19 protein-coding genes are annotated in these 17,442 nt (G+C 57.0%); 9 read left to right on the top strand and 10 right to left on the bottom strand.

Going from position 1 to position 17,442, the window contains the following annotated elements:
* Positions 1-43: 43 nt before the first annotated feature.
* From HY2_RS08880 to HY2_RS08870, 3 genes are read right to left on the bottom strand one after another with little or no spacing between them, the layout of a single operon-like run.
* Positions 44-1,420: a sigma-54-dependent Fis family transcriptional regulator gene (locus HY2_RS08880; protein ID WP_034826800.1), complete on the bottom strand. Its 1,377-nt coding sequence runs from the start codon at positions 1,418-1,420 to the stop codon at positions 44-46.
* Entirely contained in the window at positions 1,413-2,486 is a 1,074-nt protein-coding gene (locus tag HY2_RS08875) for a two-component system sensor histidine kinase NtrB (RefSeq protein WP_034826798.1), read from the bottom strand. The genes HY2_RS08880 and HY2_RS08875 overlap by 8 nt, the downstream gene beginning before the upstream one ends.
* The gene (locus HY2_RS08870) at positions 2,486-3,475 is read right to left on the bottom strand and encodes a tRNA dihydrouridine synthase (RefSeq protein WP_081814989.1); all 990 of its coding nucleotides are present in this window, start codon (positions 3,473-3,475) and stop codon (positions 2,486-2,488) included. The genes HY2_RS08875 and HY2_RS08870 overlap by 1 nt, the downstream gene beginning before the upstream one ends.
* Positions 3,476-3,593: 118 nt before the next feature.
* On the opposite strand from HY2_RS08870, the gene HY2_RS08865 reads away from it, so the two are divergent.
* Together HY2_RS08865 and HY2_RS08860 are read left to right on the top strand one after the other, a co-directional pair.
* Entirely contained in the window at positions 3,594-4,730 is a 1,137-nt protein-coding gene (locus tag HY2_RS08865; RefSeq protein ID WP_034826794.1) for a bifunctional 2-C-methyl-D-erythritol 4-phosphate cytidylyltransferase/2-C-methyl-D-erythritol 2,4-cyclodiphosphate synthase, read from the top strand.
* Between the two features lie 68 nt (positions 4,731-4,798).
* A complete protein-coding gene (locus HY2_RS08860; RefSeq protein ID WP_034826792.1) occupies positions 4,799-5,290 on the top strand; it encodes a CinA family protein in 492 nt (163 codons plus the stop codon).
* Here HY2_RS08860 and HY2_RS08855 read toward each other — a convergent pair.
* Both HY2_RS08855 and lipA read right to left on the bottom strand, forming a co-directional pair.
* The gene (locus HY2_RS08855; protein ID WP_034826789.1) at positions 5,283-5,744 is read right to left on the bottom strand and encodes a type II toxin-antitoxin system RatA family toxin; all 462 of its coding nucleotides are present in this window, start codon (positions 5,742-5,744) and stop codon (positions 5,283-5,285) included. The two genes, HY2_RS08860 and HY2_RS08855, sit on opposite strands and share 8 nt — an antisense overlap.
* 2 nt (positions 5,745-5,746) lie before the next feature.
* A complete protein-coding gene (gene lipA / locus HY2_RS08850) occupies positions 5,747-6,721 on the bottom strand; it encodes a lipoyl synthase (RefSeq protein ID WP_034826786.1) in 975 nt (324 codons plus the stop codon).
* A 150-nt stretch (positions 6,722-6,871) separates the two neighbouring features.
* Here lipA and HY2_RS08845 point away from each other — a divergent pair, with 150 nt between their 5' ends.
* Entirely contained in the window at positions 6,872-8,449 is a 1,578-nt protein-coding gene (locus tag HY2_RS08845) for an AMP-binding protein (RefSeq protein WP_051594864.1), read from the top strand.
* Here HY2_RS08845 and HY2_RS08840 read toward each other — a convergent pair.
* On the bottom strand, positions 8,446-8,784 hold the full coding sequence (locus HY2_RS08840; protein ID WP_034826783.1) for a winged helix-turn-helix transcriptional regulator: 339 nt from the start codon (positions 8,782-8,784) through the stop codon (positions 8,446-8,448). The two genes, HY2_RS08845 and HY2_RS08840, sit on opposite strands and share 4 nt — an antisense overlap.
* Before the next feature lie 60 nt (positions 8,785-8,844).
* Here HY2_RS08840 and HY2_RS08835 point away from each other — a divergent pair, with 60 nt between their 5' ends.
* Positions 8,845-9,450 carry a 2-hydroxychromene-2-carboxylate isomerase gene (locus HY2_RS08835; RefSeq protein WP_034826780.1) on the top strand — a complete coding sequence of 202 codons (606 nt, stop codon included), beginning with the start codon at positions 8,845-8,847 and terminating at the stop codon, positions 9,448-9,450.
* On the opposite strand, the gene HY2_RS08830 is transcribed toward HY2_RS08835, so the two are convergent.
* Positions 9,441-10,439 (bottom strand): adenosine kinase, encoded by a 999-nt coding sequence (locus tag HY2_RS08830; RefSeq protein WP_034826776.1) that lies wholly within the window; start codon positions 10,437-10,439, stop codon positions 9,441-9,443. The two genes, HY2_RS08835 and HY2_RS08830, sit on opposite strands and share 10 nt — an antisense overlap.
* A gap of 82 nt (positions 10,440-10,521) precedes the next feature.
* Here HY2_RS08830 and HY2_RS08825 point away from each other — a divergent pair, with 82 nt between their 5' ends.
* On the top strand, positions 10,522-11,406 hold the full coding sequence (locus HY2_RS08825) for an ATP-grasp domain-containing protein (RefSeq protein WP_034826773.1): 885 nt from the start codon (positions 10,522-10,524) through the stop codon (positions 11,404-11,406).
* On the opposite strand, the gene HY2_RS08820 is transcribed toward HY2_RS08825, so the two are convergent.
* On the bottom strand, positions 11,403-12,170 hold the full coding sequence (locus HY2_RS08820; protein ID WP_233346248.1) for a DUF481 domain-containing protein: 768 nt from the start codon (positions 12,168-12,170) through the stop codon (positions 11,403-11,405). The genes HY2_RS08825 and HY2_RS08820 overlap by 4 nt on opposite strands.
* 121 nt (positions 12,171-12,291) lie before the next feature.
* Entirely contained in the window at positions 12,292-13,020 is a 729-nt protein-coding gene (nth, locus tag HY2_RS08815; protein ID WP_034826770.1) for an endonuclease III, read from the bottom strand.
* A gap of 63 nt (positions 13,021-13,083) precedes the next feature.
* Here nth and HY2_RS08810 point away from each other — a divergent pair, with 63 nt between their 5' ends.
* From HY2_RS08810 to HY2_RS08795, 4 genes are all read left to right on the top strand, one after another.
* Positions 13,084-13,566: a DUF2244 domain-containing protein gene (locus tag HY2_RS08810; RefSeq protein ID WP_034826767.1), complete on the top strand. Its 483-nt coding sequence runs from the start codon at positions 13,084-13,086 to the stop codon at positions 13,564-13,566.
* A gap of 102 nt (positions 13,567-13,668) precedes the next feature.
* Positions 13,669-15,000 (top strand): cytochrome P450, encoded by a 1,332-nt coding sequence (locus tag HY2_RS08805; protein WP_034826764.1) that lies wholly within the window; start codon positions 13,669-13,671, stop codon positions 14,998-15,000.
* 64 nt (positions 15,001-15,064) lie between these two features.
* Positions 15,065-15,736, top strand: a complete 672-nt coding sequence (locus tag HY2_RS08800; protein ID WP_034826761.1) for a nitroreductase — start codon at positions 15,065-15,067, stop codon at positions 15,734-15,736.
* 40 nt (positions 15,737-15,776) lie between these two features.
* Positions 15,777-16,388, top strand: a complete 612-nt coding sequence (locus HY2_RS08795; protein ID WP_407066585.1) for a DUF1287 domain-containing protein — start codon at positions 15,777-15,779, stop codon at positions 16,386-16,388.
* A gap of 4 nt (positions 16,389-16,392) precedes the next feature.
* Here HY2_RS08795 and scpB read toward each other — a convergent pair whose 3' ends face one another.
* Positions 16,393-17,436, bottom strand: coding sequence for an SMC-Scp complex subunit ScpB (gene scpB / locus HY2_RS17040; RefSeq protein ID WP_233346888.1), 1,044 nt, complete (start codon positions 17,434-17,436; stop codon positions 16,393-16,395).
* Positions 17,437-17,442 lie beyond the last annotated feature (6 nt).

Genomic DNA, 17,442 nt, shown 5'->3' with positions numbered 1-17,442 from the left:
CGCAACACTGAGGTATTTAAGCCACAGCTGGCAGAGTCGTCAATTAGTCTTCCGCAATACCCAACGCGTTGATCTTCGCCCTTAGGGTGTTCCTATTCATGCCGAGTAGTTGCGCAGCCTTCACCTTGTTACCAGCCGTGACGGACAGAGCCAGCCGGATGAGCGGTCGTTCAACCTGGTCAATTACGCTCGAATAGACGGACGAATCGTCTTCTTCACCGCTCGCAATCAGATCGCCCATTATGTAGCGGTGCAACAGCGTTTCGATGTCTTTCTCAAATCCTGCACTAGAGCCCTTTTGCTCGCTGGCACCTGCTCTCAGCTCCCGCTCCACATCCCGCAGGGTAATGGTCTCGTCGGGACACAATACCGCGAGCCGAAGGACCAGGTTTTCCAGTTCCCGCACATTCCCCGGCCAATCGTAGGCCGTCAGCAGATCAAGCGCGGATTTATCAAAGCTCTTGGCGGCAAGTCCCTGACGCTGCGCGCGAATCAGGAAGGCGCGAGCCAGTTCAGGAATGTCCTCTTTGCGAAGGCGCAGTGGGGGCATGGTCAGACGCACCACATTCAGCCGGTAATAGAGATCCTCCCGGAACTTGCCATCATCGACCAGACGGCCAAGATTGCGGCGTGTGGAGGCAATGATGCGCGCACCGCTGGAGTCCCGCATCAGCTTGACCAGCTGTGTTTGCGCCTCTGCCGGCAAATCGCCAATCTCATCCAGATAGAGCGTTCCGCCTTTCTGATGCACCGCCCCCTGCTCACCATTCGCGCCGAACAGTTGGCGGTTGATCTCGGATGCTGGCAGGGCTGCCAGGTCCAGCGCAACAAACTTACCGTCCTTGGCATCTCCCAACTGGTGAATGGCGCGAGCGGCGAGTTCTTTGCCTGTGCCGCTCTCCCCCTCAATCAGAACGGTCAGGTCTGTGTTCATTACTTTGGCGATAATACGGTAGACTTCCTGCATCGCGTCAGAGCGACCGATCAGAGGTAGCCCCGCATCGCTAATGGCTTTTTGGGATTCCGGATTAATTGATCGCGCAGAAACCTTTGGCTGCGATTTCAGGGCGCGCTGAACCAGTCCTGACAGCATGTCGATGTCGAAGGGTTTCGGCAAATAGTCAAAGGCGCCGTGTTGCGCAGCGGAAGCTGCCGTCAGGATTGTGTTCTGGCCACTCATCACGATGAAGGGCAGCTCAGGGCGGGCCAGCTTCAGAGACGGGATCAGATCAAAGATGGATGCGTCGCCCAGATACACATCGGTGACCACCACATCGCCTTCACCATTGCGAACCCAACGCTCAAGCGCTTCAGGAGAACTGGTCGCGCGAACTTCATACCCTGCCGCCACCAATGTCTGGTTCACGATCAGTCGGATGCTTGCATCATCTTCCGCAAGCAAAACAGTCTTCTCAGCCATGAACTTTTTCCTCTGTGCCAAGCGGCAGTAAAACTGCAAAACGTGTAGAGCCCGGGACGCTGTCGACCCGGATTTGCCCGCCATGGGCGGTTATAACTTCCTTCACAATCGACAGGCCAAGGCCACGAGCCCCCGACTTGCTGCTCTGGAAGACTTCGAAAATCGTGCCCTGGCGATGCCGCGGGATGCCTCGGCCATTGTCCTCAACGGAGACCAACATGGCCCGGCGTAGGCCTGACCCAAGACGCGCCTGTCGGAAGGACAGACCCGCTGCATAGGATGTGCGGACCGTAACCTTTCCGGAGGCGCCTTCTTCGCTGGCTGCTTCGGCCGCATTGCGGATCAAATTCTGGAAGGCCTGCTGCAGATGATCAGAATCGCCCATCAAATGCGGCAGCGAGGGATCGAAATCCCGCTTGAACTCAACTTGCGCGCCCATCGCAGCTTGCTCTGACGCCAGGACACGATCAAGCACGGCGTGAATGTTGAACGGCTCCATCTGCGGTGCCGAGAAAAGCTCAAATGCAGACAGGCGGTTCACAAGACGCTCAATACGGCGCGCTTCTTCCTTGATGATCTCCAACAGCTCGGCCTGGCCATCCACACCGTGCCGCTCCAGCAGCTGGGCCGCCCCAATGATACCGCCAAGCGGGTTTTTCACTTCATGTCCCAGGATACGACCAAAGCCCGCAACCCCCGCAGCAGAATCATTGGCATCGCGCGTGGCTGCTTCACACAGGGCGATCATGTAGCCATTATCATCGGTAGAGCGCACCCATATGTCACAAATCTGGCGAGACAGCAGGCCAGGACCGCTAACCGGTGTACCCGGTGCAGCAATGTCGCCTACTGTTCTCTGGGCCCGGTCTAGCAACTCGAAAACGGGCGAGTCATGATAGACAATCTCGCTCAGCGGCTTGCCCTTCATGGCACGGCGAGAGAGCTGCAGCAGGCTTTCGCATGCGGCATTCACCTCAACGATGCGCCGCCGCTCATCAACCAGTATCAGCGCTATCGGAGACAAGTCTCCCAGTCTTGGCGGCGAAAGTGAAGTATTTGTTGCCATCACACAGGCTCCATTTCCAAGGACAGCGCATAAGCCTCCCGCAGGCCAATCACGAGGTCAGTCACATCATCAATCCGGCAAAGACGGGACCGCAGCGCCCGGCGCTCTGACGGCTCCATGGGCAAATCCAGCGCATCAATGGCAGCAGAGATATGCTTGCGCACTGTCCGGATGCCCAGCAGCTCTCCGTAAAGATCAACGCTGTCGAAGACTTGTTCGATTAAGCTGTCATGCTGCTCACTCAGCGACGGGGTCTGATACGCGCGCCCTTCAAGCTGAGCCGCGATCTGACCGGGCAGCCAAGGTTGACCCATCGCTGCCCGGCCGACCATAACCCCGTGCGCGCCGGACTGCTCCAGCGCGACGCGGGCGTCCCCCACGGACGCAATATCTCCATTGACGATGACCGGCAGACTCACGGCCTGTACCGTGTCCGCAACCCGCTTCCAGTCCGCCTTCCCCTTGTAGAACTGGCACCGCGTCCGGCCATGCACTGTGATCATCTTCACACCAAGACGCTCGGCCTGTGAGGCAAGCTCTGGCGCATTCAGCATGTCATCATCCCAGCCGAGACGCATCTTCAATGTCACTGGGATTCCATCTGCCCCTTCTAGCGCAGCAGAAATGATGTCAAGGGCGAGCGGAATGTCACGCATCAGGGCTGACCCCGACTGCCCCCCTGTCACCTGACGCGACGGACACCCCATATTGATGTCGATGACATCAACGCCGGTCTCGCGCAGCAATTTTGCCCCCGCGAGCATGTCTTGCCGGCGTCGAGCAGCAAGCTGGACGATCCACGAGGCTTCGCCTTCGTGACGGCAAACACGGCGCACAACATCAGGACGAGCCGTCGCGAGCATTTCTCCGGCAACCATTTCAGAGACAACGGCAGGCGCCCCAAAGCGCACTGCCTGTCGACGCATGGGCGCATCGGTGGCGCCGGACATCGGCGCGAGCCATACCCTAGGTGCTCGAAATTTAATCATTTGCCTATCTTTCCATTTTTTTATCTTTTCGCAAGTGCACAATATGCGTGCAGCCGCATTCCGCCGATGCAGATTTGCGGTATAGCCACACTCTCCGCGCTCGCTTAAAAGGCGGCCAATGAGCAAAACCGTCGCGATCATTGTGGCAGCCGGTCAAGGGCGCCGAGCTGAAACAGCTACGCCAAAACAATGGCTAAGGCTGAATGGCAAGCCTGTTATCAACTGGTCCATCGAAGCGTTTCGTAGGCACCCACGCATTGATGAAATCATCATCGTTACGAATGCTGACATCCCGGGTGACATCGAACTTGCGGGGATAAAGATCGCCCCTGGCGGCGAAACGCGGACGCTCTCGGTCATAAGCGGACTTGAGGCGATCTCTTCGCCTGCCGATGACACAGCTGTGCTGATCCACGACGCAGCCCGCCCCGGCCTGACGCACCAAACAATTGATGATCTACTGGCAGCACTTGAAACATCTGACGCCGCGGCACCCTCATTGCCGGTTCAGGATGCCCTCAAACGCAAGAAGGGTGATGCCTTGGAGACTGTCTCCCGCGACGCGCTGTACCGCGTACAGACACCGCAAGCCTTCACCTATGACACAATCAGCAAAGCACTGGAATCTGCGACAGATCTGGTAGACGATCTCGCTGCCGTCGAAGCCCTTGGCGCGACCGTTACGCTGGTGAAAGGCTCAGATCGCCTGCACAAGATAACCTATCCCGAGGACTTTGACATGGTTTCACGCCTGATGAGCTCGTCTCACGTCCCCGTCAGGATGGGGAGCGGCTTTGACGTTCACGCCTTTGAGCCAGGCGATCATGTTACGCTCTGTGGTGTCAAAATCCCACACAGCGCGGGGCTGAAAGGACACTCCGATGCGGATGCGGCTTGGCACGCCCTGACCGACGCCATTCTGGGCGCCGTCGCGCTTGGAGACATCGGCGACCATTTCCCGCCAAGCGACGATCGCTGGAAGGATGCAGACAGCGGCATCTTCCTAAAGGAATCCCAGCGCCTCGCCCTGGATGCTGGCTATGCCATCGCGAATTGCGACATCACGATCATCTGTGAAGCGCCGAAAGTGAAGCCCCACCGGGAAGCAATGCGCTTCTGCACGGCAGAACTGCTGGGCCTTCCCCTCGATGCGGTCAGCGTAAAAGCTACCACGACCGAAGGCCTTGGATTCACCGGACGGCGAGAGGGCATTGCTGCAGAGGCCGTTGTCTCTCTCATCCGCACTGAAGGCTGAACCCATCCATCGCAGATCTGGAAAGTTTCCGGCTTCACGCCAGACGGAACTACCCCTAACCTGTTGCCATGTTTCCAGATCGCCTCCGCAACCTTGCCATGCTCATCCTCGACGATGCCGAACAGGCACGTCTTCGCATCTGCACCGCCGAAAGCTGTACAGGCGGCCTGCTGGCCGGGCTATTGACGGATATCCCCGGCAGCTCTGCCGTGTTTGAGCGTGGCTTCGTGACCTACTCAAACCGCGCGAAAGAAGAGATCCTCGGCATTCCGGGCGATGTGTTGGCAGACTATGGCGCCGTCTCAGAGCCTGTCGCCCGGATGATGGCCGAAGGCGCGCTTGAGGCCAGCCGTGCGAACATTGCGGTTGCAATCACCGGCGTTGCAGGCCCTGGCGGCGGTACACCGATGAAGCCCGTGGGCACAGTGCATGTTGCCTGCGCCCGCGAAAACCGCGCGGTCGTGCACGAAATGCTTCAGACGGGTAACATTGGCCGCGAACAGATCCGCCTGGCCGCAATGGAATGCGCCCTGAGGCTGATCCAGCTACAAATCAGCTAGCGCCCGCCCCATAGCGACGGCCAGCCTCCGCCATGAAGGCTGACAGGATCTTGCTAACAGCAAGATCATGATTGGCCGCGGCCAGCATGCCAATGAACGGATTCTTGAAGTCGTAATCGATATTGAGAGAGATATCACTGACATGCTGGTCAGCAGACAGGATACGCCATTGCGCTTTCAGCTTGCGGAACGGTCCCTTGATCAGGGTTGCCGTCACGACGCCTTCTTCAGGATCACCCTCAACCCTCGTCGAAAAACGCTCAACGAAGCCTTTAAAGCCGACGACCGCCTCGCCCACGCAGTCAAAACTGCCATCCGGCTTACGTACTTCATCGGAGACGCGCATGGCGGTGATCCATTTGATGAAGTCCGGATAGCGCCGGATATCCGAGACAAGCTCGAAGGCCTGCTCCCCGTTATAGGGGACGCGAACGGATTTTGAAAATTGCGGCATGCCTATTGGGCGGCTGCGAGCTGAGCTTCACGGGCCGCACGCAGCTGGGCGAAATCTTCCCCGGCATGGTGCGAAGAGCGCGTCAGTGGAGACGCCGAAACCATCAGGAAGCCCTTCGCGCGCGCAATCTCTTCATACGCCTTGAACTCTTCCGGAGAGACATACCGGTCAATCGCGGCGTGCTTGCGGGTCGGCTGAAGGTACTGGCCAATCGTCAGGAAATCGACACCGGCAGAACGCATATCGTCCATCACCTGCATGACTTCTTCCTTTGTCTCACCCAAGCCTACCATCAGGCCGGATTTAGTGAACTGGTTCGGGTCACGATCCTTTACCTTCTGAAGCAGACGCAGCGAGTGGAAATAACGCGCACCCGGACGGATAGAGAGATACAAACGCGGCACCGTCTCAAGATTGTGGTTGAACACATCTGGCTTGGCGTCGATCACGCGGTTCTCCCAGCCATCCTTGCGCAGGAAGTCCGGCGTCAAAATCTCGACTGTCGCCTCTGGAGCCGCGGCTCGGATTGCTTCGATCGTATTGACGAAGTGCATGGCCCCGCCATCGACCAGGTCATCGCGGTCTACGGAAGTGATCACCACATGCTGCAGGCCCATTTCGGCGACAGCTTCGGCCACACGGCGCGGCTCGTCTTCATCTACACGGCCGGGCGTCAGAGGTTTGCCCGTGGAGACATTGCAGAAACTGCAGGCCCGGGTGCAGATCTCGCCCAGAATCATCATCGTGGCGTGCTTCTTGTCCCAGCACTCGCCAATATTCGGACAGCCCGCTTCCTCGCAAACTGTGACGAGCCCCTTGGACTTCACAATCTGGCGCGTCTCCGCATAGCCTTGAGACGTCGGCGCTTTCACCCGAATCCATTCAGGTTTGCGCATCACCGGCGTGTCGGGCCGGGACTGCTTTTCCGGGTGGCGGTGTTTTCGACCCGCTGGGGTAAGATCAATCAGGTTTGCCATGGCGCGAAGATGGCCTTGAGAGCGTGTTACATCAAGGGAAATACACTGCAGAGTGTATATGCAAACTTGCAATATGGCTTGCAGCATAGTCCTTAAGTGACAAAATATTACAGAAAGTGAGGCATCGCCTCGGAGGAAACAAAGGCCAACATGACCGGACACACCATCCCTGCGCCCCTGCCGTACAAGCCATCCCGCACACGCACAGACCTTTTCAATGCGCTCTACCGCGCGAAAAAGGAATTTGGTGGCGACAAGATTGCCATTATTGACGGGGACGAGCGCGAACTCAGCTATAACGAAATTATCCGCGCATCCTTTGCGCTTGGCTCAGCCCTGCGCAAAGGGACAAAGCCAGGCGAATCGGTAGGAATCATGTTGCCAACCGGCGCCGGTGCCGTGATCGCCTTTTATGCCCTCAGCGCTTTCAACCGAATCCCTGCCATGCTGAACTTCACGGCTGGCTCAAAAAATCTGAAGGCCGCCATGCAGGCAGGTCAGGTCAAGCGAATTATTACCGCTCATCGCTTTGTTGAACTCGGTGAACTGGGACCGCTTGTCAGCGAACTCTCCAAGCATGCTGAAATTGTCTACCTTGAGGATGTCCGCGAGAACCTGTCCCTCGGCGACAAGGTGGCTGGCGCACTCGGCCCGATTCTGCCCGGGCTGGTGCGAAAGCAGGCGCGCTACAAGACACCTGGTGTTGTGCTCTTCACATCTGGCACCGAAGGCGAACCCAAGGGAGTTGTTCTCAGCCATGAGAATGTCATCGCGAATGTGGAACAGGTACGGGCCCATATCGGCCTGGATGCGAATACAGACAAATTGTTCAATCCCCTTCCCACATTTCACTGCTTCGGGCTGACGGTAGGCGCCGTCTTGCCGCTGATCGCCGGTATTCCTGTTGTCTTCCACCCTTCCCCTCTTCAGCCGCGCGAGATCGTCAAGCGCATCCGTGCAACAGCCTCCACCATCCTGCTCGCTACGGACACCTTCATTTCCCAGTATGCCCGTGTTGGCGCCGACGGGGATATGAGTTCCATACGGCTAGCGGTGTGCGGCGCTGAACGCGTGAAAGACGAAACCCGCGCGCTGGTACGCCGCAAATTTGAAATCGAGATCCTCGAAGGCTATGGCGCAACCGAAGCCTCTCCAGTCGTAGCGGCTAACCAGTGGGAGCGTAACAAGCCCGGCACGGTGGGCCTCCTCATGGCCGACATGGAATCCAAGCTCATGCCGGTAGACGGAATCGAGCATGGCGGCAGGCTGCACATTCGCGGCCCCAACATCATGATGGGCTATCTCCGTCCCTCCAATCCCGGTATTCTTGAGAGCCCTGACGATGGCTGGCATGACACAGGCGACATTGTTGCCATTGATGAGGAAGGCTTCATCCGTATCATGGGACGCGTGAAGCGCTTCGCGAAGATTGGCGGAGAGATGGTTTCTCTTGCCGTCGTGGAGAATTGTGCCAGCGCCATCTGGCCCGACAATCTTCACGCAGCGGTCACCCTTCCCGATCCGCGCAAGGGAGAGCAGATCATTCTGCTAAGCGATACCAAAGCCTGCAATCGCGATGACATCCTGGCTTGGGCCAAGAATCATGGCGTGCCGGAATTGTCTGTGCCCAAGCGGGTCTATCATGTCGAAGAGATTCCCGTCCTTGGAACGGGCAAAATCGATTATGGCGCGGTGCAGAGAATGGCGGAAAGCCTTCTGAACGATTAGGCGGAGGTCGTGCGTCGCACGGGCATATGCTTCTTGCCCCAGTCGCGGAGGGTCAGAAGCGCTGGTGCGAGTTCCTGTCCCTTGTCCGTCAGCACATAATCATACCGTTTTGGGCTGGTGCTGTAGGCCTTGCGCTCCAGAATTCCGGCCTCAACAAGCCTCTTGAGCCTGTCCGCCAGAATGTGGCGCGTCATGCCACTTGATTCGATAAATTGCTCAAAGCGCGACATTCCCAAGAAGCAATCACGCAGGATCAAAAGCGTCCAGCGGTCACCCACGATTGAGAGCGCCCGCGCGACAGGGCACCAATTATCGGAAAGATCGGACCATTTCATGCTGACAAGCCTACCCTGATTTGCCATAGTTCCAAAACGAAACTTACCTTGAGGGTAAACATGTCAGGCAAGCTCGAATTCTTTTTCGACTATATTAGTCCATTTTCATATGTGGCGAATGCGGCTGTAAAGCAGGTGAAGGCCAAAACAGGCGCGGAAATCGTGTTTCGTCCCATTTTCCTGGGAGCGATCATGCGTGAGACAGGCAATCGCCCACCCGGCATGGTGCCTGCCAAAGGCGCATATATGGTGAAAGACCTCGCCCGCTGTAGCGCCCATCATGACCTGCCGTTCCGCATGAATCCCCTCTTCCCGATGGTGGATACTCGGAAGCTGTTGAAGGCGACCTGCGGGATGGCAACAGATCCAATTCGCCAGCAGGCCTTTATCGACACCTGCTTCCATCACATGTGGGCGGCTGAACCTGCGCTAAACCCTGCAGACTACGTCTCAATCGAGGCCATGTGCAAAGAGGCAGGTATCAGCTTTGATGAGATCACCACCCTTGCCGAAGAGCCAAAAAATGGCGACGCGCTGAAGGCCAATACCGCAGATGCCATTTCACGCGGTGCCTTTGGAGCGCCAACCTTCTTCGCTGGTGACGAGATGTTTTTCGGCCATGACCGCTTGGACTATGCGGCCCAGGCGCTGACTTCTCAGGCGTAAATGCCAGCCTTCTCGGCAAGCGCCTTGTAGGGCGTCTCTGGTCGCGGACCGAAATGGCTGATCACTTCCGCTGCTGCGATGTGCCCAAGATGCGCACAGGTCGCTAGAGGCAGGCCGCGTGAGACGCCATACAGGAAACCCGCTGCATACTGATCGCCAGCCCCAGTTGTATCTACAACCTTTTCAACAGGTTCAGCCGGCACAGAAATCGGCTCACCATCGCCGATGACCACTGATCCCTTCTCGCTGCGCGTTACAGCAGCAATGGCCGTATCCGATTGCAGCGCAGCAAGCGCCTTGTCGAAATCATCGGTCTCATAGAGCGCCAGCAGTTCTTCTTCATTGGCGAAGACGATATCGATATTGTTGCGCACCAGCTGCAGGAAACTTGCGCGGTGGCGGTCTACACAGAAACGGTCTGAAAGTGTCAGTGCGACTTTGCGACCAGCCGCCTTGGCAACTTCAGAGGCAAAGATAAAGGCTTCCTTGGCCTCATCCTTATCGAATAGGTAGCCTTCAAGGTACAGGATGCCACCCGCACGCACGACAGCCTCATCCACATCATCCTTTGAAAACAGAACGGACGCACCGAGGAAGGTGTTCATGCTGCGATGGCCATCATCTGTAACGAAAATGATGCTGCGTGCCGTCGCCGGGCCAGATTCCAGCGGCTTTGTTGCGAAAGGCACCCCGCCCGCGGTCATTTCCCGCGTAAACTGGCTGCCCAGTTCATCCTTGGCGACCTTACCGATATAGGCGGCCTTTGCGCCAAAGCTGGCAATACCTGCAATCGTGTTCGCGCCACTTCCACCAGACGTGTAGAAAGGATCGATTGCTGCCTGCGTCAGGGCCTCTGCCCGGTCTTCCTCGATCAGATTCATTGCATTCTTGTGAATGCCCCATTCTTCCAGAAACGCATCTGTTGCGCGAGACAGAACATCAACGATTGCGTTGCCGAGACCAACAACATCATAGCGGGCTTCAGTCATGTAGGCATTTCCCTTCAAGCAGGCTGCCAATTGCCAGACAGTCCCGCTGGACGCAACTGTCGGACATGCTAAAGCACATCGCATGAAAATCGCTTACCTTTGTTCTCCAGTCACCCATCCCGACTCGCCAAATCGCCGTTCTGATGCGTTTGAGCATGATTACATGATGCGTGCGCTTCGCCCGGAGTTTGGTGAGCGTGGCATGCAGATTGTAGATGTGTGCTGGGACGATCCGAATGTCCAATGGACGGACTTTGCGGCGGCCATGATCGGCACGACATGGGATTATTGGGACCGGCAGAAGGAATTTCTGAAAACACTGGAGCGGGTTGAGCAATCAATACCCCTCTACAATGCCTCAGCCCTAGTACGCTGGAACAGCCATAAATCCTATCTACGTGACCTGGAATCCAAGGGAGCGAGGCTGATCCCCACTCTCTGGATCAATCTGGTTACGGACGACAATTATTCTGAATCCTTTAGTCTGCTGGACAGTGACGATCTGGTCTTCAAGCGTCAGGTGGGAGCGGGCGCTGCGGGCCAGTTCCGTCTCTCGCCCTCAGACGCAAAGCCTGACATGCCACACCCGATGATGGTGCAACCCTTCCTGCCAATGATACAGGAAGAAGGAGAATTGAGTTTCATCTTCGTCGATGGAGAGTTCTCACACGCCCTAATCAAGCGCGCCAAGACTGGCGACTACAGGATTCAGTCATCCTATGGAGGGCAGGAAGAAAAGATCACACCAAGCATATCTGACCTCGAAGCCGCCAGACAGATCATGCAGACGCTGGACAGCACGCCTCTATATGCACGTGTGGACATGATCCGGGATACAGATGGTGCCCTGCTCCTGATGGAACTCGAACTGATCGAGCCCTATCTTTATCCGGAACAAGGCCCCCAGCTGGGGGGACGACTGGCCAAGGCTGTTGCCAGCCGCCTGAAGGCCTCTGCAGGGCTTTAGTGCCCCAGCTTGTAGACGATTGAAAACTTGGTCGCCGTGTCTGTCGCCTCGAATTCAGGCTGCGGATCAGTGTCATGACGCACGTCAAAGGAAATCCGCGCAGACAGATGCCCATTCAGCGCGGCCGTAAGACCAAGGCTGTTCGTCAGCTGTGTCGACTCCTCACCATAGACAAGACTGCTCTTGTTGCTGAGAGACACCGCATCATTGAAAGCCAGGAAATATTCGGACTGCGCGACCGCACCCAGAGAACGTTCGGTTGTCGCAGGAATGATCAAGGCTGCACCATTGTCGTCAACAGTGATGCGACGTTTCACTTCGTCAATCTTCAAGCCTGGACCGCCACGAATGGTCCAATTATGTTCTTTCTTGTCCAGAATGTGCCAACCGACACCGCCACCAATAAAGCTTCGGCTATCAAAGCCGGTGAACTGATCGACCTCATATGAACCACGGGCAAAGGCAAACATCGTGTCATTGAAGTCGTGGTCTATATCGGCTGCAATCATGTAGCGGTTGCGACTCTCGACGCCATCTTCCTCGCCATAATCACCGGAAAGCTGCAGGCCGAAAGTCCAGTCACCTGCGTTACGATCAACATCCACACCGAGGCCAGCTTGAGTCGTCTCGGTATTGCCTGTGGTCATCCCGGCACTTATGGATGCTTCACCAACCCATCCATCCTTGTCTTCTGCGAAGGCCGGCGCGCTCGTCAGCGCTGCAATTACGGCTGTGCCGAGGATCATCTTACTGTAGGCGGTCATCAATACGCTCCATATTACACACTGTCGCCCTGTAGGGCGCCCGTGGCAGCTGTTTAGCGAAAAAAAGGCAGACTGAAGGCAACTGCGATTCGGTGCATCAACACCACACCCGGCCTGATGCCTACGCCCCTTTCGGGCCCAGCGAGGAAACCTTTGTAGGATCAGGGGTCTTTGGCTTGAACTTGCAGAGGTCTGATATCACACAATGCCAGCATTCAGGTTTGCGCGCCTTGCAGACATAACGGCCATGCAAAATCAGCCAGTGATGCGCCCCCTTCTTGAACTCCTCCGGGGTCGCACGTTCCAGACCGGCTTCCACTTCATCAGGAGTCTTGCCGGGAGCCAGACCTGTCCGATTGCTCACGCGGAAGATATGCGTGTCGACGGCGATGGTGGGCTGACCAAAAGCTTCGTTCATCACGACATTGGCTGTCTTGCGCCCAACGCCGGGTAGTCGCGTGAGTTCATCACGTGTTTCGGGGACTTCCCCGTTAAACTCCTCGATAATCATCCGGCTGAGCGCGATGACGTTCTTCGCCTTGTTGCGCCACAGGCCTATGGTCTTGATGTGCTCGGCAACGCCTTCCTCGCCCAAGGCGAGCATCTTTTCCGGCGTGTCCGCGATCTTGAACAGCTTCTCGGTCGCCTTGTTCACTCCAACATCCGTTGCCTGCGCAGACAAGGCGACAGCCACTACCAGCGTATAGGGGTTCACGAAATCCAGCTCCGTCCGCGGATCAGGACGGTCTTCCGCCAGCGCTGCATACAACTGCGTTGCCTTTTCCTTGCTAAAAACGCGCGGCACTCGCTTGCGGGATTTGCTTGAAGAGGCAGATGAAGTTTTTTTCATGGCCCCTGTCTATAGTCCCCTTTCCTGCATACAAGAGCGTGATAGATCTGATCTGTGTCCGAGATGCAGGAAATCATCTATATGGACGCTGTGTTGCGTCCCAACCGCTCGCTCAGCCAGCGCGGGTTTACAATCGTCATGGCGATTGTCGGCGGCGTCAGTTTTCTGACGGGCATGGCCTTCATCTCCATGGGCGCCATTCCGGTGATCGGCTTTTTCGGGCTGGATGCTCTGGCCTTCTATCTTGCTTTCCGCCTGTCTTTCAAACGTCAGCAAGAAGAAACCCATATACGTATCAGTGCTCGGGAAATGTGCCTGACCCACACCAAGGCAGATGGCTCACGCAAAGAGGCCAAACTTCCGACCGCCTTTGCCCGTGTCGAACTGGACGAGCCCCTCACCCCTAATAGCTGGCTGCGCATCGAATATGGCAAGACAGCCTATATCATTGGACGCTTCCTGACACTTCCAGAGCGAAAGTCTCTGGCCAAAGCCCTGAGAGCGGCCCTTCACGAGGCCCGGCTGGAACGAAACCCCGCTCACTAAAAAAATGACGCGGGCGTCATGGTTTTTTCATGGCAGCCATGCTATGGCTATTTTCGTAGTCAGAAATCGACCTCGAAGAAGGTCACTGCCGGAGGAATAGACATGGCTGCCGATACGGCCCAAACAATTGATCACCCAGCCTTGCAGCGCCCCAAAGTCACGGAGCGCGAGCCCCTTCATCCGGGCTATCTGCGCCTTGGCGAGGAAGTTCCGCCTGCAAGCGAACTTGATATGGAAACGCTGGATCTGGTCGACCCTGAAGTCTGGCGCCAAGGGAAATACTGGGACCGCTTCGCCCGTCTTCGCAAGGAAGACCCGATCCACTTCACGCCGGATTCCTTTGTTGGCCCGTACTGGTCCGTCACTCGCTATGAAGACATCATGGCTGTGGATACAGATCACAAGCGCTTCTCCTCAAGCTGGGAATATGGCGGCATCACGCTCGGCAGCCCGCCGCCTGACTTTGAACTTCCCATGTTCATTGCCATGGACGAGCCGCGCCACTCCGAACAGCGCAAGACCGTCTCGCCGGCCGTTGCCCCGAACATGCTCAAGGAATTTGAGCCTCTGATTCGCGAGCGCACCGCGAAAGTGCTCGACAGCCTGCCAATTGGCGAACCTTTTGACTGGGTGGACCGCGTCTCCATCGAGCTGACCGGCCTGATGCTGGCAACCCTGTTCGATTTCCCGCAGGAACGTCGCCGTGAGCTGACCCGCTGGTCTGACATCGTCACCAACATGAACAATCCTGACATCTGCCCCGGCGGTGAAGAGCAGTGGAAGCAGGAGCTTCTGTCCTGCCTGACCGTCTTCATGGGCATCTTCCAGGAACGTCAGGCCATCCCGCTTAAGAATGATCTGATCAGCCTTCTGGCGCATGGCGAGAAGACCAAGAACATGACGCCGATGGAATTGCTCGGCAATGTGATCCTGCTGATTGTCGGCGGCAACGACACGACCCGTAACTCCATGACTGCGTCTGTCTATGCACTCAACTCCTTCCCGGATGAGTACAAGAAGCTCAAGGCCGATCCTTCCCTGATTCCAAACATGGTTTCCGAAACGATCCGCTGGCAGACCCCGCTGGCTCACATGCGCCGCACGGCGGTTGAGGATGTCGAACTTGGCGGCAAGCTCATCAAGAAAGGCGACCAGGTCGCTATGTGGTATGTCTCGGGCAACCGCGATGAGGCGTTCTGGGAACGCCCGAACGACTACATCATTGACCGCCCGAATGCCCGTCGGCACCTCTCCTTCGGCTTCGGCATTCACCGCTGCGTCGGCAACCGTCTAGGCGAGCTGCAGCTGCAGATCCTGTGGGAAGAACTGATGAAGCGCTTCGAGCATATTGAAGTCCTCGACGAGCCATCCCGCACCTCTGGCGGCTTCGTCAAAGGCTACACCTGGATGCCGGTGATCCTGCACGGCAAATAAGGCTTTGGCTAACGCAGCGCCAAGCCGCTAAACCTCCTGTCAGAGCATGACAGGAGGTTTTTTCATGGATGTCACACAGGCTGTCGATCAGCGTATTTCCACGCGCGCCTTCCTGCCGGATGCCCTGCCGGAATCCGACGTTAGGGAATGGCTGGAACAGGCGCAGCGCTCCCCTTCTGGCGGCAACCTTCAGCCCTGGCGCACGATAGCTGTCACCGGCCAGGCCAAGGATGACGTGATCGCCATGGCAGCGCCAATTCTGGCAGCAGATCCGCGCGGCCAGAAGACGGAGTATCCGATCTACCCCAAGGATCTCTGGGACCCCTACGAAGCCCGCCGGCGTCAGGTTGGCGAGATGATGTATGAAACACTGGAGATCCCGCGCGAAGACCGCGCAGCGCGGATTGCCTGGTTCTCCAACAATTTCCGTTTCTTCGGCGCGCCTCTCGCCCTTTTCATCGTGATTGATGAACGCATGGGCCACGGCCAGTGGGGCCATACCGGCATGTATCTGCAAACGCTCGCCCTACTGGCGGAAGAGCGCGGCTGGGGCACATGTATGCAGGAATGCTGGGGTGTTCTGCGCCCTGCCCTGAAGGAACATTTCAAGCTTGCGTCCACGGAAATGATCTGGTGCGGCATGGCCGTCGGCAAGCCCGACCCGAACCACCCAGTCAATCAATTGCGTAGCACTCGTGCCCCGCTTTCAGAGGTGGTCGAACTGCACGGTTTCTGATTCCCGCCGTAAAACAAACAAATCTAAGTGGCGTACTGGCTTGATGCTGACACGCCGTTCAACTCTTCTTGGCTGCTTTGCCCTGCCCCTGGTGCCCAGCGTTCTGGGCGAGAAAAGCCTGCCTTGGTCAACCCGGCTTGTCCGGGCGGCGCGCAAGCAGATCGGCGTCACACGCACCTATGACCCCGCCTATGTCAGGCTCGCCTATCCGATGGGCGATGTACCCCGCGACAGAGGGGTCTGTACAGATGTTATCATCCGCGCCTATCGCGACGCTTTCGATATCGATCTTCAGGCCATTATTCATGAGGACATGAAGGCTGCCTTCACTGACTATCCCGCCAATTGGGGCCTTAGCCGCCCCGACCGGAATATTGATCACCGTCGTGTCCCAAATCTGGAGCGCTATTTCGAACGCAAAGGCCTGGACAAACCCTTTCCCGCAAGCCCTTCAGGTTGTGACGCCGGTGATCTTTATACGATGCGTTATAATGGGCGGCTGCCCCATATCGGGATCGTCTCGGATCGAAAGACCCGCACGGGCGAACCACTCGTCATTCACAATATGGGCTGGGGTACATCAGAAGATGACATCATAGGGCGGTTCGGACAGGAACGGCGCTTCCGATACGAACCACACTCCCAGATTTAGCGACTTATTCGTCGTCGCCCCATTCATCCATTTTCTGCTCAGGGATCCGCGTCTGCGATTTCAGCTGGATGACGGCATTCTTGATATCCGCACTGTCGAATTCATCACGCTCGGCCTCGCTGCGTTCCGGTGCGCGCGTGTACGAGAAGACGCTAACCGTGCCTTCGTCTTCAGCGTCCTCATCAGAAGCGATATCCAACTCGGCATCTTCGGCATCAAAGCTTTCATAGCCATCGGCAGAAAGTTCATCTTCGGCCTCATCCTCATTATCGACTGACCCTTCAGCCTCAGACTCATCCAGTTCGTCACCCTCTTCCATGAAGTCAGTGACAAAGGATTCGGTCTCATGGCTTTCATCCATGTCGTCGATCAACCTGTCCTCTTCGGTCAGCGCTTCTTCATCCGGCATCTGGAAGCCATCCGGAATGACATCGGACAACAGGCCCTCTGCTTCAAGGTCTGCCTTGCCGGGTAATGTGTCCAGATTTTCCAGCCCGAAATGCTCCAGGAAGGCATCTGTCGTGCCATAGGTCAGCGGCTGGCCCGGTGTCTTGCGGCGCCCCTTAATCTTCACCCATCCGCTTTCCAGCAGCGTGTCGATTGTCGTCTTGGACACAGCCACGCCGCGAACAGCCTCAATCTCGGCGCGCGTCACAGGCTGACCATAGGCAATGATCGCCAGGGTCTCCATGGTGGCCTGGCCCAGCTTCTTCTGAACCTGACGCTCTTCCACAAATAGATAGGAGAGATCCTGTGCCGTCTGGAACCGCCACTTCCCTGCAACCTCAACCAGGTTCACGCCACGATTGGTATACAGTGCGCGCAAGGCCATAAGAACTTCAGGCGCCTCCACGCCATATGGCAGGATTTCGGCAACCTGATCCGCAGACAGGGGCTCTCCAGCGGCAAACAGAATGGCCTCAGCACGGCGAACACCTTCAGCCAGCGCCTCATTTTCATTGTTAAGCAGGGCCTCTTCCGAACGCCGATAGGCAAACGAAAGTTGGGTTACCGGATCGTTTTCCGTTTCCGGATTTTCATCAGTCATCTGAAG

The sequence above is a fragment of the Hyphomonas pacifica genome, assembly GCF_000682675.1.
In the GTDB taxonomy this organism is placed as follows: domain Bacteria; phylum Pseudomonadota; class Alphaproteobacteria; order Caulobacterales; family Hyphomonadaceae; genus Hyphomonas; species Hyphomonas pacifica.
Note: the sequence above shows the minus strand (reverse complement) of the source record. Positions and strands in the feature narration are given on the sequence as shown.